This is a genomic window from uncultured Flavobacterium sp., from assembly GCF_963975005.1.
GTDB lineage: Bacteria > Bacteroidota > Bacteroidia > Flavobacteriales > Flavobacteriaceae > Flavobacterium.
This window is the reverse complement of sequence record NZ_CAXBFR010000064.1, coordinates 1-15,865: the sequence shown is the minus strand read 5'-3', so window position 1 is coordinate 15,865 and position 15,865 is coordinate 1. Positions and strand designations below refer to the sequence as shown.

Annotated in this window: 7 protein-coding genes; 4 read left to right on the top strand and 3 right to left on the bottom strand. The window is 31.0% G+C overall.

Annotated elements, in window-relative coordinates:
- The 3 genes from AACZ53_RS09010 to AACZ53_RS09000 form a co-directional block, all read right to left on the bottom strand.
- The coding region (locus AACZ53_RS09010; protein ID WP_339837315.1) for an Ig-like domain-containing protein at window positions 1-2,438 on the bottom strand (2,438 nt) is incomplete at its 3' end.
- Window positions 2,439-2,473: 35 nt separating this feature from the next.
- On the bottom strand, window positions 2,474-4,984 hold the full coding sequence (locus tag AACZ53_RS09005) for a DUF11 domain-containing protein (RefSeq protein WP_339837317.1): 2,511 nt from the start codon (window positions 4,982-4,984) through the stop codon (window positions 2,474-2,476).
- 36 nt (window positions 4,985-5,020) lie between these two features.
- The gene (locus AACZ53_RS09000) at window positions 5,021-11,263 is read right to left on the bottom strand and encodes a DUF11 domain-containing protein (protein WP_339837313.1); all 6,243 of its coding nucleotides are present in this window, start codon (window positions 11,261-11,263) and stop codon (window positions 5,021-5,023) included.
- Window positions 11,264-11,616: 353 nt separating this feature from the next.
- Here AACZ53_RS09000 and AACZ53_RS08995 point away from each other — a divergent pair, with 353 nt between their 5' ends.
- The 4 genes from AACZ53_RS08995 to AACZ53_RS08980 form a co-directional block, all read left to right on the top strand.
- Window positions 11,617-12,093 (top strand): phosphoglycerate mutase family protein, encoded by a 477-nt coding sequence (locus AACZ53_RS08995; protein WP_339837311.1) that lies wholly within the window; start codon window positions 11,617-11,619, stop codon window positions 12,091-12,093.
- Window positions 12,093-14,207, top strand: coding sequence for a polyphosphate kinase 1 (gene ppk1 / locus AACZ53_RS08990; protein ID WP_339837309.1), 2,115 nt, complete (start codon window positions 12,093-12,095; stop codon window positions 14,205-14,207). The genes AACZ53_RS08995 and ppk1 overlap by 1 nt, the downstream gene beginning before the upstream one ends.
- Window positions 14,208-14,229: 22 nt before the next feature.
- Window positions 14,230-15,120 (top strand): exopolyphosphatase, encoded by an 891-nt coding sequence (locus tag AACZ53_RS08985; RefSeq protein ID WP_339837307.1) that lies wholly within the window; start codon window positions 14,230-14,232, stop codon window positions 15,118-15,120.
- A 133-nt stretch (window positions 15,121-15,253) separates the two neighbouring features.
- On the top strand, window positions 15,254-15,865 hold a 612-nt coding region (locus tag AACZ53_RS08980), incomplete at its 3' end, for an SDR family NAD(P)-dependent oxidoreductase (protein ID WP_339837304.1).

The following is a 15,865-nucleotide window of genomic DNA, read 5'->3' as shown; positions in this document are numbered from 1 at the left end:
TCTGTATCGTTATTAAAAATATCTACAACAACAGGAGTATCTTCATCAGTAACTACATTGTCGTCTTCAGTATTAAAAGGAACTGCAGAAACCGTAATAGTTACAGTTGCTGTATCACAATTAGGAGTTGGTGTTGCATTATCACATAGCGTATATGTAAAAACATCAGTACCAGTAAATCCTGTATTTGGAGTGTAAGTAACCGTATCATCTGAAGGATCATTAGGAGTTCCACCATTATTAATTACAACAGTACCGTTTGTTGGGTTAGTAGTTGTTAAAGTTCCGTTAGTTGGTATATCGTTATCATTATCTAATATGTCAACATTAACAGGAGTATTAATATCTGTAGTATCAAAATCATCTTCAGTATCCACAATTGGGTTAACAGTTACATTTACAGTTGCTGTATCACAATTAGGAGTTGGAATTGCATTATCACAAACAGTATACGTGAAAGTATCAGGCCCATTATAATCAGGATTAGGAGTATAAGTTACAACATCATCCGAAGGATCATTAGGTGTATTATTTGGATCGGTAATTACAACTGTACCGTTTGTTGGTTGAGTTACGGTTAAAGTTCCTACAGTTGGAATATCTGTATCGTTATTAAAAATATCTACAACAACAGGAGTATCTTCATCAGTAACTATAGTGTCGTCTTCTACATTTACTAAAGCGATAACATTTATAGTTACTAAAGCTGTATCACAATTTGGAGTAGGAGTATTGTTATTACAAATAGTATATTCAAAACTATCTGGACCACTATAATTTGCATTAGGAGTATATGAAACAATATCGTCTTTAGGATCTAATGGCGTTGCATTTGGATCTGATACAGTTACAGTTCCATTAGTAGGAAGAGTTGAGATTGTTAATGTACCATATTGAGGAACATTAGGATCACCAATAAATAAAGTATCATTAAAGAAAATATCAACATCAACAGAAGAATTTTCGTTAACAGAATCATTATCATCATCAGCCTGAATTACATATATTGTAAAAATAGCCGTATCACAATTTGAAGGGTTAGCAACTTCACAAATTTGGTATTCTATAGAATAACTTTGAGGTGTAGTATTTAATGGTACAAAAATATCACCATTAGGATTAATTACTAAACCAGGAAGTGGCGAAACACCAGAAATAGTTATGTTTACTAATGCAGGATTAGTAATAGCAATTCCTTCTAATGAATCAATACCTAAACCATTATCATTAAAAATATTACCAACAATTCCTTGCTCAGAATAACTGATAGTAAAATTATTATCATCTTCAGCAACAATTGAAGGTTCAATAGTTATATTTATAAATGCAGTATCACAAATTGTAGGATTTAATGCATCACATATTTGGTATTCAGCTATATAAGGCATTCCACCGTTTATATTTGAATTAATAGGAATAGTTATGTTACCATTATTGTCAATTGCTAAACCAGTTAAACCACCATTGTCTAATAAAGTAATAATTACAGTTGAACCAACAGTAATAGGATTCCCGTTTAATGAATCAGGATTTACACCATTGTCAGGAAAGATATTTCCAATTATACCCCCAATTTCACTTGCAGTTATGGTATCATCTTCAGCAATAATTTGAGCATTAACTGTAATGAATATAATTGCAGAATCACAGTTTGATGGAACTGCTACTTCACAAATTTGATACTCAACTTGATATTCACCAGGAGGTGTATTTACCGGTACGTTTACATCGCCATTTGGACTAATAGTTAACCCTGTAATTATATTTGGAGTAAGTACTGTTATATTGACTAAGGCAGGATTGCTTATAGGTGTACTGTATAATGTATCTTGACCAAAACCATTATCTGAAAATACGTTTCCTATAGCACCACCATTTGGAAAGTTAACGGACATGTTGTCATCAATAGCATCAATACATAAAGTACCTGAATTATTATAATTTACATTATAAACATCGGTAATCATACCGTTATCAATTGAATTTCTAAAATCACCTCCAAACATTCCAGGTACACTAGAATCAGGATCAACACCATTATTAAAAAGTCTTAAACCAGGTGTACATCCACCATTAATAGTAAATGAAAAGATAAGTAATTCTTGACCAGCAACTAGGTTTGTTAAAGCACCACCAGAATCCACACCATGAAAATCACTTTGTGGTTGAGGAGTAGGAGCATATATAATTGAATTATCACCCCAATTTCCAGCATTAAAACTAGTCAAGTTTTGAAGTGGACTATTAGCAACAGATTCAGGTACTAAAACTGAAATTTGTGAAGGTCCCCAAGTAAAGCTATTCTGAGTAAAATCAGGTCTTGCATAAACTTCATATCTGTTAAGTGTAGTGTTGTATTTTAAGGTTAAATCAATATCTTGACTATACCCTAAAAAGTTAACTAACAGAATAAGACCAAATATTATTTTGTTTCTCATCTTTTTATATTTATTATTCATCATCTGGTTAAGATTTAATTTGGTGTTTGCTCTATAAAGAGGTTGTAATTATAAAAATTCAACACATTTAAAGTATACTTAGTTATCACATTAAAGAAAATATAGGTTGGGTCATTTCCGGGTCCACTATACTTAACTTTTCCATCCATATTAACGTCTCCCATAAAGTAGCCTGGAAAAGCATTGTTAAAATTGTAAAAATTAAAGTCATTTCCTTGATAGTTCAAAATTGTATTGAAGATAACTGCTTGGTCCGTATTTGGTCCAGAATATTTAACTTTATTGTCAGCATTTGTATTTCCAGCCCACATAGCATATTTACCATTAGTTTCTTGTTCTTGTTCAAAACCATCATAATCGACAGAAGTGATAGTATTCCATAGTTGAGATGGAGTAGCAGAACTAAAATCAAATACAGCATTTGTTCCAGAAAAAGAAATTGGTAGAGCTGTCATTACTCCCAAATGATTTCTATGTTTCACAGAAATGAAATAACTAGCTTTTGTTAAGTTATTAAAACTTAAACTACTTGTTCCATCAGAACATTCAACAATATCACCGTCTCTTTGAATTAAAGCTGATTTTGTATGCATAACAATAGAACTATTTGCAGGATCTCTTAACTCAACAAATACCCAGTCAACAATTGCATTATCACCAGTTATGCTTAAAACAGCATTTGTTGTTTGTTCACTTGCTGTAAAATCTGGTCTATTAAACCTAACGTTTCCAGCGGTTCCCATAACCGAATATGGTTCAGTTAAAGGAATAACATTGTTTGTTCTTAAGTTGTCACGCATTTTACCATCAGTAGTTCCAAATAACGAACCTTGAAGTAATGCTTTTATTTCAACTCTTGAATTTTCAATTACAATCGTTACTATTGCTGTATCACAGTTTGTAGTAGGATTTAAATTACCACAAATTTGATATTCAAAAGTATATGTTCCTGAAGGTAAATTTGGATTAACCGAAATAGAACCTGTTGTTGGATTTATTGTAAAATTAGGAGACGGATTTATTAAGGTTAATGTTACATCTGCAGGGTTTACAAAATTCAAATTATAAACATCATTAGAATAAACATTAAATAAATTTGTAAATCCAGTTGTTGTATTTAAAGGTGTTCCTGAATAATCATCATCATTAGCAACTATTGTTGGTCCAACTACAAGTACTTCTGCAATTGCAGTATGACAATCTGTTGGTAAAACTGCATTACATACTTGATATGTTAAGGTATAAGTGCCTGCAGGTGTATTAGGTGCTACATTTATAGTTCCATTAGGTTGTAAAGTTATAAAACCAGTAGGATCAACTATAGATGTTGTTAAAATAATATCATTAATATTTATTGGCGAAATACCATTATAGTAGTCATTGTCTAAAACATTTACAACAGCAATTTGTCCGGTTAATCCATTTATTGGTCCAGCATAATCATCATTTAAAATAATAGTAGCTTTTGGGAAAGTTGTAACAGAAGATATATTATCTACTGTATTTGGGTCAACTTGGTCACCCGATATTTCTGCAGTATTTGTATAATTTGAAATTGTATTAACTTGAGCAGTAACAGTTAGAACATAAGTGTTTCCAACAGCTATATTTCCAATATTCCATACACCAGTATTTGGGTTATACGTTCCAATTCCAGCTACATGAGTTATGTAATTATATCCACTAGGTAAAACATCATCAACTCTAACTCCAGTAGCATTTGATATTCCATTGTTAGAAGCAATAATTGTAAATACAACATTACTACCAATATTTGGGAATTGATTGTCAACTGTTTTTGTAACCGCTAAATCGGATAGTTTAACTGGTGTGGTTGAAGCAGAATCTTGTGTATTAGATGTATTTGTATCGTTTTCATTTGCATCAATAATAGCTGTATTAGTATAATTACCTGTAGTATTTACCGTAGCAATTAAGGTTAATGTTTGAGAAATTCCATTATTTAAATTTCCTATTGTCCAACTACCATTTGTATTATTATAATTTCCTGCAGTAACAGTATGACTTACATAAGTATATCCACTTGGTAATAAATCAGCAACATTTGTTCCAGTTGCATTACTTGGCCCATAATTAGTTGCTACAATCGTAAAAGTAACATTTGTACCAACATTTGGAGTGGTATTGTTAACTGTTTTTGTAACACCAACATCAGCCAAAGGCCATGGATTCGTGCTAGCAGAAGATGAATTATTAGTTAAAATAGGATCATTTTCATTCGCTGTTACAGTAGCTGTATTTGTAAAATTCCCTGAAGGATTAACTGTAGCTGTTATTTCCATTGTCACAGTAGTTTGATTAACCATTGCGCCAATACTCCAAACACCATTTGTAGTATTATAACTTCCTGCAGAGACTACATTACTAACATAAGTATAACCAGTTGGTAAAAAATCTGTTGCAGTGACACCTGTTGCATTACTTGGTCCATTATTAGTAACAATAATTGAGAATATTACATTTCCATTTACGTCAGGAGTTGTAATATCAACTTGTTTAAGTATTGCTATATCACTAGATAATATTGGAGTCGTTAAAGCTTAAGAAGTGTTATTTGTCATAACATTATCAGTATTTGTTCCAGAAATTACAGCTGTATTAACATAATTACCGCTATTTAAAACTTTTGCAGTTATTGTCAATGTTTGTGATTGGTTATTATTTAAATTACCAATTGTCCAAGTTCCAGTAACATTATTATAGGTTCCTTGTGTGGCACTATAAGTTACATAGCTATATCCAGAAGGCAATAAATCAGCTACAGAAACTCCTGTCCCAACACTTGGTCCATTGTTAGTAACTACTAAGGTAAATATAACATTTGATCCAACTAAAGGAGTTGCATTATTTACAGTTTTTAGAATCGCTAAATCAGATATCGGATTAGGGATTGGAGTAGTACTACTTGAATTATTTGAAGGATCAGAATCATATTCAGTTTGACTAACACTTGCTGTATTCAAGTAATTTCCATTTGGATTAACAAGTGCTGTAATAGTCAAAGTTTGTGTTTGACCATTGTTTAAGTTGCCTATATTCCATAATCCAGTAACATTATTATATGTTCCAATTGTAGTTGTATTTGATTGATATGTATAACCAGATAATAAATTATCAGTTACAACAACATTTGTAGCATTACTTGGTCCGTTATTGATAACAGCAATTGTAAATGTTACTTGAGAACCTACGTTTGGAGTAGAATTGTTAACCGTTTTAGTTATAGCAATTTCTGTTACAGGTAAAGGCATAGTTACAGCAGTATCAGTATTATTTGATAAATCTGTGTCAAATTCTACACCTGAAATAGTAGCTGAATCAGTGTAATTAGCAGTTGGTAAAACCGTTACAGTTATTTCTAAAACCTCACTAGTTCCAGATGGTAGGTTGCCAATTGTCCAAACACCTGTTGTTGGATTAAAAGTTCCAACTGATTGATTGCTTGATACAAATGTATATCCATTTGGTAAAGTGTTTGTTACTGTAACACCAGTTCCATCGCTTAAACCATTATTGGTAGCAACTATTGTGAAAATTACGTTACTTCCGATAATTGGAGTTGTAATATCAACATTATTTGTTATTGATAGATCTGCATTTTTAGTTGGAGTAGTAGAAGCAGTTGCAGTATCATTTGAAGATACATTATCTAATTCATTTCCATCAATCGTTGCAGTGTTTAAATAATTTCCATTTCCTTTTACTTTAACAGTTAATGTTAAGGTAGCAGAACCACCATTAGTTAAATTATTAATAACCCAATTTCCATTTCCGTTATTATATACTCCTAATGTAGCAGAAGCATTTACAAATTCATATCCTGAAGGTAATAAATCATTAACAATTACACCTGTTGCATTACTTGGTCCGTTGTTGGTTGCAACTATTGTAAACACAACATTATTTCCAACAGTTGGTGTAGCATTATTTACAGTTTTTGTAACTCCTAAATCAGCTAATCTTACAGGAGTAACTGAAGCTGACGATATATTATTAGAAGGATTATTATCTGATTGATTTCCAGAAACAGTGGCTATATTCGTGTAATTACCACTATTATTAACTGTTGCAGTAATTGTTAATGTTCTAGTTTGAACAGTATTTAAATTTCCAATATTCCATATTCCTGATGTATTACTATAAGATGAACCTCCAGGTGCATTATGTGAAACATAAGTATAACCACTAGGAAGTAAATCTTGAACAATAACTCCGGTAGCATTACTAGTACCATTATTATTGATAGTTATAGTAAATATAACATTTTGACCTACTTGAGGAGAAGCGTTATTTACTGTTTTTACAACTGCTAAATCAGCTACTTGTCCAACAATAGGAGAAGAAATAGAACTATTATTATTAAGATTAGTGTCAAATTGATCCCCAACAACATTTGCAATATTAGTATAAGGTCCATTTGCATTAACTTGAACCGTAACAGTCAACGTTTGACTAATTCCATTGTTTAAGTTTCCAATAGTCCATAAACCAGAAGTATTATTATATATGCCAATTGATGTTGTGCTCGATAAATAAGTATATCCAGCTGGTAATAAGTCATTAACTTTAACACCAGTTGCATTTATAGGACCATTATTTGTTGCTACTATAGTAAATGTAATTACATTTCCTACATTCGGAGTTGACAAATCTACTGTTTTCAAAACGGCCAAATCGGCATTTGGAATTGGAGTTGGAGTAGAAGTTGATGTGTTATTAGAAACATTTGGATCAAATTCATTTCCGAAAGCGGTAGCTGTGTTTGAATAATTTCCTGTTGGATTTACTAAAGCAACAATTGTTAGTGTTTGTGAAGCTCCATTTGCTAATGAACTTAATGTCCATTGTGCTTGGTTATACAAACCTGAAGTAGCAGTGTGACTAACATATGTATACCCTGAAGGTAAAGCTTCTGCTACAACAATTCCAGTAGCGTTACTTGGACCAGCATTTGTTAATTCAATTGTAAATGTTACATTTTGTCCCATTAATGGGGTTTGATTATCTATAGTTTTTGTTACAATTAAATCACTTTTAGGAACAGGATTAGTTGAAACTGTTGATGTGTTATTTCCTGGATTAGGATCAGTAAAAGCCTGAGTTACTGTTGCAGTATTTGAGTAAGGACCTGCATTATTTACAGTAACAACAATATCTAAAGAAGCAACGTTTCCATTAGATAAATTTCCTATATCCCACAAACCTGTAGTTGAGTTATAGAATCCTAAAGTAGCTGTGCTAGATACATAAGTATATCCATTTTGCAATAAATCACTAACTTCTACATCTTGAGAATTACTTGGACCATTATTAGTAACTGTTATAGTAAAAGTGACTTGACTTCCAACTAAAGGAGTTGAGTTGTTTACTGTTTTTACAACAGCTAAATCTGCAATCACATTTGGAGTTGTTGACGCTGATGATGTATTGTTCGTCAAATTAGGATCAATCTCATTTCCAGTAACGGTTGCTGTATTTACATAAGTACCCGTTTGAAGAGCTGTAGCAGTTATTGTTAAAGTTTTAGTTCCATTTGCTAAAATACTACCAGCATTCCAAACACCAGTTGTACTATTATAATTCCCTGTTGTTGCTGTATATGATACAAAAGAATAGCCATTAGGTAATAAATCTTGTACAGATACACCAGTTGCGTTACTAGGACCTGAATTACTAACTACAATTGTAAATATAACATTTGAACCTACTAAAGGAGTTTGATTATTTACTGTTTTAGCAACGCTTAAGTCTGTTACTGGATTAGGAGTTGTAGTTGCATTAGAAGTGTTATTTGAACTTACTGGATCAACAACATTACTAGATGTTATTGTGGCAGTATTTAAATAATTTCCTGAACTATTAACAGTTACATTAGCAGTCAATGTTGCTGATTCCCCTGAAATAAGGTTAAAATTTGTCCAGTTAACATTTGGATTGTATTGTCCAGCACTTACAGTTACGTTATTAACAGTATATCCACTTGGAAAAGCTTCTGTTACTATTATATTGCTAGCAGTACTTGGTCCATTATTTGTTACAGTGACAGTAAAAATCACATTTGAACCTACATTTGGTGTAGTATTACTTACTGTTTTCACAACTGATAAATCTGCATTTTTAACAGGAGCAGTACTTGCACTAGCTGTATTGTTATTTGTATTTGGGTCGGTATTACTACTAGTAGCTGTTGCCGTATTGGTATAATTACCTGTATTTAGAACAGTTGCTGTAATAGTCAAAGTTCTTGTAATACCGTTATTTAGATTTCCTACTGTCCAAACTCCAGTACTAGAAACATAAGTTCCAGCAGTTTGAGTATGAGAAGAATAAGTGTATCCACTAGGTAAAAGATCTGTAACAACAGTATTTGTAGTATTACTTGGGCCATTATTGGTTACATTTATTGTAAAAATAACATTTGTACCAACCAATGGAGTAGCATTACTAACCGATTTAGTTATTGCAATATCAGAAACTGGATTTACATTTGGTGTAACACTCGAAGTATTGTTTGGAGTGTTAGTATCTAATTCATTTCCTGTTATGGTAGCAATATTTGTATAATTACCAGTCGCTTTTACTGAAGCGGTTATAGTTAAGGTTCCAGAAGCACTAACTGTCATATCACCAATAGTCCAAATTCCTGTTGAAGAATTATATGAACCAACTGAAGCTGTGTTTGAAACATATAAATATCCAGAAGGAAGTAAATCATTTACAGAAACACCTGTTGCATTACTTGGGCCATAATTGTTAACTGCAATACTAAATATTACTTGTGAACCAACTTGTGGATTTGAGTTATTGACCGTTTTAACAATACCTAAATCAGTAATTGGAGTTGGTTCAACCCTTATTAAATCTTCATTATTTGATAAAATTGGATCAAATTCAAAACCTGTTATCGTAGTTGGAAAATTATATTCACCTTGAGGTAAAACTGAGGCAATTATTGTTAAAGTTTCTGTTTGTCCATTAGTAAGTGAAGAAATAGTCCATGCACCTGTTGTTTGATTATAAGTTCCACCAGTTTGAGAAGAACTTACATAAGTATATCCATTTGGTAAAAGCCCTATTACATCAATATTTGAACCTGTATTAGCACCATTATTTCCAGCTAATATTGTAAATGTAACATTAGAACCTACATTAGGAGTTGTATTCGTTACATTAATATCTACATATAAATCGACACATCCTTTTTTGGCATTTGTAAACACATCTTGTGTGTAAATCCCCCAACCCCATGTGTTAACTACTCTAATGTTTCCAAAATCATTACATAAGATATCATCATCTTGATTTCCACTAACTATTGGTGCCGGAATTACATTTCCAATATTTCCGTTTCCACTCCATGCATGTGCTGGTGAAACAGAACCAACTGTAGAATTATTTAACCCTGCTCCAGTAATATTATTTGTGTTATTAAAATTAGCATCACAAGTTGCACCTACCTGAGTTAATAAACTATCATCCCAATACATTTGTGCATTTGGAACAGAAATAGGAGCAACAAGAGAAACTTTAATACCATTTGCATTAATTTCGGCATCATAAATAGGTAAATTAAACCTACCTTTTAATAAAATTAATGATAACTGTATTGTTGTTGAATTATTTACATTATTTCCTAAACCATCTAAACCATCCCATTGTGCCTCATTATATCCGGCTGGGACATTAAATAATTCTAAAATTCTATCGGACGTACCTGCTTGATAGCCTGGAACTCCATTTAAATTAAATAAAATCTTTACATCTCCTGATTCTGGTGCATCAAATCTTATAGCATACATAGGACCACAACCACTAATTGCGGGATTTATAAACCTAGGTAGCAGAGGAACTGAGGCAATAGGATAAACCGTTGAATCGGGTTGATTTAAAAATACTTTATATCCATTCTGAAATGAAGGTGAAACACTCGAGTTTATAGAACGCCTATTAACAGCAAAATTACTTGTATTCACTACTCCATAACTATTTACTGCAACATCATAAGCAACTGGTCTAAAATTTGGTTGGAATTCGATTTTTACAATTGCCTTATCATCTGTATAAGCAAATAATTGTGGCGAAGAGGAAGCATTAATATTAACAGAAAACTGAACTTCTGCTCCATTTGTTGGCTGAACCGCGACAAAAGCCCATTTATCTGAATGTACTCTACCACCATATACTGTGTTGTTAGCTTTAGCAACCGTAAAATCAAAATAAGGTGAATGAGCCCAATTACTTGAATTTCCACTATTCCCATTTGGAATCATTGTTGCACCACCATCATTACTTCTATACATTTCTATCCAAAACTCACCATTTACTGATGGATCAAAAGTTATAGGTGTATATCCAGTTGGGTTTAGTCCGTTAATATTTGGTCCAGCTAAGGCTTGAGCATAAGTATTAATTTTTCCAGCGGAGTTATTTGGATTCCATAAAGTTGGACCAACTATAACACTTCCATCAGGTCTTCTAATTCTATAGTAAACATCCGTTAAATTTGGAATTGTTCCAGAAGTAACACCATTTGCATATTGTCTCCAATCAAAACCAAAATAGAAATTTTCTACTGAATGGTCTTTTATTCGAAAATAAATTCGGTTGTCTTCGTTACAATTTAAAAAAGAACCCGAATTTCGATAAGGGATAATAACTAATGAAGTTAAGTTACTAGATGTTGGTGAAACTGTTTTTGTACCTTCAGCTTTTGCATCAAAATTGAATACAGACGCAACAATGCACAACAAAACAATTAACCTTTTGAGTAAAGTGTGTTTCATACCTATTCTTATAATATTTTATTTGTCTATTGTGTTAGTTTAGACTAATTTGCCCTAACTATCACCTGACAAATGTAAATTAGTTTGCTGAATAATCAACTACAGGAATAATAAATTCGTTTAAAAACAATCTTTAATCGATTAAAGGAATTAGTTGTTAACATTTTGTCAATCTTACAAAATGTGTATTTTCTTATTTTTTGATAAAATATCAACAAAACAATTATTTTGTTGATATAAAATTAAAAAAAATAAGTTTAATTGTGAGTTTTGTTAAATTATTCCTATTTATTCTCTCATTATTTTTTCTTGTTGTAAATTTGTTAATAATTTAAAAATAGAGGTATAATTTTATGCTATTAATATTAATTAGACATGCAAAATCATCTTGGGAACATGATTTAATTGATCATGAAAGACCTTTGTCTTCTAAAGGTCTAAAAGACTCTCAATTAGTCTTTAATGAGATTAGAAATTTTCTTCCGAGTAAATATGTAGTCTATAGTAGTACTTCTAAAAGAACAACACAAACCGTAAAAATATTTTCAATTTTAAACAATTTGCAGTTTGAAAATATCATTTTCAAAAAGGAACTTTATACTTTTAATAGTCTTGAACTTGAAAAATGTATAAAAAAATATGAAGAAGAGAATTTGATAATTTTCGGTCATAATAATGCCATTACAGATTTTGTTAATAAGTTTGGAAATTATTATGTTGAAAATGTGCCTACTTGTGGCGTAGTAATTATTAAATTTGAACATTTAAATACTATATCTTCACAAAAAGGAGTTATAATTAAGACAATTTTCCCTAGAGATTTAAAATAATGATAGATAATCACGTTGAAAACCTATATATTGACCGCGAAAAAAGCTGGTTAACTTTTAATGCTCGTGTGTTGCAAGAAGCTGCAGATGAATCTGTTCCGCTTTTAGATAGACTTAGATTTCTTGGAATATTTTCTAATAATTTAGATGAATTCTTCAGAGTTCGTTATGCTGCTATTCGTAGGATGAATATGGAACAAGAGCATACTGAAAAAATTTTGGGAGGAATTACTGCAGAAAAATTATTAAAAGATATTACAGATATTGTTATTGAACACCAATCTGAAAGTTTAAGAATTTTGAGTGATATAGAAGAAAAATTAGAAAAAGAAAATATCTATATCATCAATGAAAAAGAAATAAATAAAGAACAAGAAAACTTTATAAAGGACTTTTTTATTCAAAATGTTAGTCCAGCTGTTGTAACTATAATGTTGAATGATCTAGAAGAATTTCCATTGTTAATGGATACTTCAGGATATTTAGCAGTAAAATTAGTTATGAAACCAACAAAAGAAATTTTTTTTGATACTTTTTTGCCAAAGCAGGAGATAAAGTATGCCATTGTTGAGATGCCAAAAACGGTAAATAGGTTTGTTGTGCTGCCGTCAAATAATGAAAAACAGCACATTATACTTTTGGATGATGTAATTAGATGTAATTTACATAGTATATTTAATGTGTTTGATTATGAGTCTATTAGTGCTCATATGGTAAAAATTACTCGTGATGCACAATTGGAATTTGATAGTGATTTATCAAAAAGTTTGCTAGAGAAAATTTCAGTTTCAGTTAAAGAAAGAAGAGTTGGAGAACCAGTTCGTTTTGTGTATGATCAAGCGATTGCTAAAGATACTTTAGATTTCTTATTGACAAGAATGAAAATCGATAGTTCTGATAGTGTTATTCCTGGTGGAAGATATCATAACCGAAGAGATTATATGAATTTTCCAAACTTAGGAAGGTATGATTTGCTATATAAACAAAATCATGCATTGCCAATTCCCGGTTTAGATTTAGAAGGAAGTATTTTGACCAAAATAAAAGAAAAAGATTATTTGTTAAATGCTCCTTATCAATCTTTTTCTTATTTAATTCGTTTTTTAAGAGAAGCTGCCTTAGATCCAAAAGTTGTTTCTATAAAAATCACTTTGTACAGATTAGCTAAAAATTCTCAAATAGTTAGCTCTTTAATTAATGCTGCAAGAAATGGTAAAAAAGTAATTGTTCAAATTGAATTACAAGCTCGTTTTGATGAAGCAAGTAATATTTCTTATGCTGAACAAATGCAAACAGATGGTATTCAGTTAATTTTTGGTGTAAAAGGACTAAAAGTACATAGTAAAATATGTGTAATAGAGAGAATTGAAAATGAGAATATTAAGCTATATGGCTTTATATCTACGGGTAATTTTAATGAACTGACGGCTCGTTTTTATACAGACGTAACTTTGTTTACATATAACCAAAAGATACTTAAAGACGCCAACAAAATATTTGATTTTTTTGATGTAAATTACCGTATTCACAGATACAAACATTTAATAGTTTCACCACATTATACACGTTCTCGTTTCAATAAATTATTTGATAGAGAAATTCTTAATGCACAGGCTGGAAAAAAAGCATACATTAAACTTAAAATGAATAGCTTAACAGATACAAAAATGATTGATAAACTTTATGATGCTAGTAGAGCAGGAGTAAAAATCAATTTGATTGTACGTGGAATTTGCTGTTTAATTCCAGGTGTAAAAGGCATGAGTGAAAATATTAAAGCAATTAGCATTGTTGATAATTATTTAGAGCATTCAAGGGTTTATATTTTTTGTAATGAAGATAATCCAGAAGTTTATATTTCTTCTGCAGATTTTATGACAAGAAATTTAGATGCTAGAGTAGAAGTAACATGTCCTATTTATGATGATGAAATTAAAAAAGAATTAATTGAAACTTTTCATATTTCTTGGAAAGCAAACATAAAAGCTAGATTGCTTAATAATAATTTAGAAAATAAATATAAAAAAATAAATGGAGAAAAACCATTTAGAGCTCAATTAGAAATGTATAATTATTACAGAGATAAATTAGATGTAATTTATCAAAATATATGAGCCAATACTGAAAACAACAAAAATGATTACTATTAAAAAATATGCTGCAATAGATATTGGATCCAATGCCATGAGGCTTTTGGTGACCAATATTGTTGAGCAAAAAGATAAGCCTACACAATTTAACAAGAGTTCATTAGTTCGTGTGCCAATTCGTTTGGGGCAAGATGCCTTTACAGTTGGAGAAATTTCTCAAGAAAGCATTGATAGAATGATTGATGCTATGAAGGCTTTTAAATTATTGATGAAAATCCATAAAGTTGAACGTTATACTGCATGTGCAACTTCAGCAATGCGAGAAGCTTATAACGGAAAAGATATTGTAGCATTAATTAAGAAAAAAGCCGATATAAAAATTGATATTATTGATGGAAAAATGGAAGCTGCCATAATTGCTGCGTCTGATTTAAAACAATTTATTAATTCTGATAAACCCTATTTATATGTTGACGTTGGTGGTGGAAGTACTGAGTTTTCTTTATTCAATGAAGGTAAAATTGTAGCTTCAAAATCATTTAAAAATGGTACGGTTCGTTTAATTAACAATATGGTGAATGATATTGTTTGGACAGAAATTGAAAAATGGATAAAAAATACCACAGCTAATTATGATAACATTACCTTAATTGGTTCTGGTGGAAATATCAATAAATTATTCAAAATGTCTGAAAAACATCAAGACACTCCTTTGTCTTATGTTTATTTAAATGCGCAATATCAAAAGCTTAACGCTATGACTTATGAACAAAGAATTGCCGAAATGGGCTTAAATCCAGATAGAGCTGACGTTATTATTCCAGCGACAAGAATTTATCTTAATGCTATGAAATGGAGTGGAGCTAGACAAATTTATGTACCAAAAATTGGACTTTCAGACGGAATTGTTAAAGCCATGTATTTTGGTAGGATTTGAATTTCCGATTAGATTAATTCTTTTTCAAAATAGTGTTAACTAATATTGGGATTGTTTTGGGTATACCTTAATAGTTCATTAACTTATATTGGATGTTTGTTTCTTTAAATTTGTTGTATTAAATATATACACCATGAAAAATAAAGTAATAATTATCACAGGGGCAGCAATGGGTTTAGGCTTAGCTGCTGCAGACGAATTAGCTAAAAAAGGTGCTAATTTGGTTTTAGTAGATTATAATGAAGAAATTTTAAATGAATCAGTTGAAAATTTAAAGAAAATTTATACTGATGTCCAAATTATAAAGGTGATAGCCGATGTTTCAAAAGAAGAAGAAGTAAAAAAATACGTAGATGTTGCTGTAGAAAAATTTGGAAGAATTGATGGGTTTTATAACAATGCTGGTATTGAAGGCAAACAGGCATCCATTGTTGATTACGATTTAAACATTTTTAAAAGAGTAATCGATATTAACTTAATGGGGGTTTATTATGGACTACGTTACGTTATTCCAGTTATGCAAAAGCAAAAATATGGTCGAATTGTAAATGTTGCTTCAGTTGGAGGTATTAGAGGGGTATTAAATCAAATGCCATATGTAGCTAGCAAACATGCTGTTTCTGGTATGACTAAAAATGCTGCAATTGAATATGGAAAAGATGGAATTTTAACAAATGCAATAGCACCTGGAGCAATTTTAACACCTATGGTGGCTGAAGCTTTTAAAGAAATTAACCCAGAAGAT

Bases quoted from the DNA above. Each gene is read 5' to 3' on its own strand.
- AACZ53_RS09000 (WP_339837313.1), bottom strand. From the start codon at position 11,263: ATGAAACACACTTTACTCAAAAGGTTAATTGTTTTGTTGTGCATTGTT.
- AACZ53_RS08995 (WP_339837311.1), top strand. From the start codon at position 11,617: ATGCTATTAATATTAATTAGACATGCAAAATCATCTTGGGAACATGAT.
- ppk1 (WP_339837309.1), top strand. From the start codon at position 12,093: ATGATAGATAATCACGTTGAAAACCTATATATTGACCGCGAAAAAAGC.
- AACZ53_RS08985 (WP_339837307.1), top strand. From the start codon at position 14,230: ATGATTACTATTAAAAAATATGCTGCAATAGATATTGGATCCAATGCC.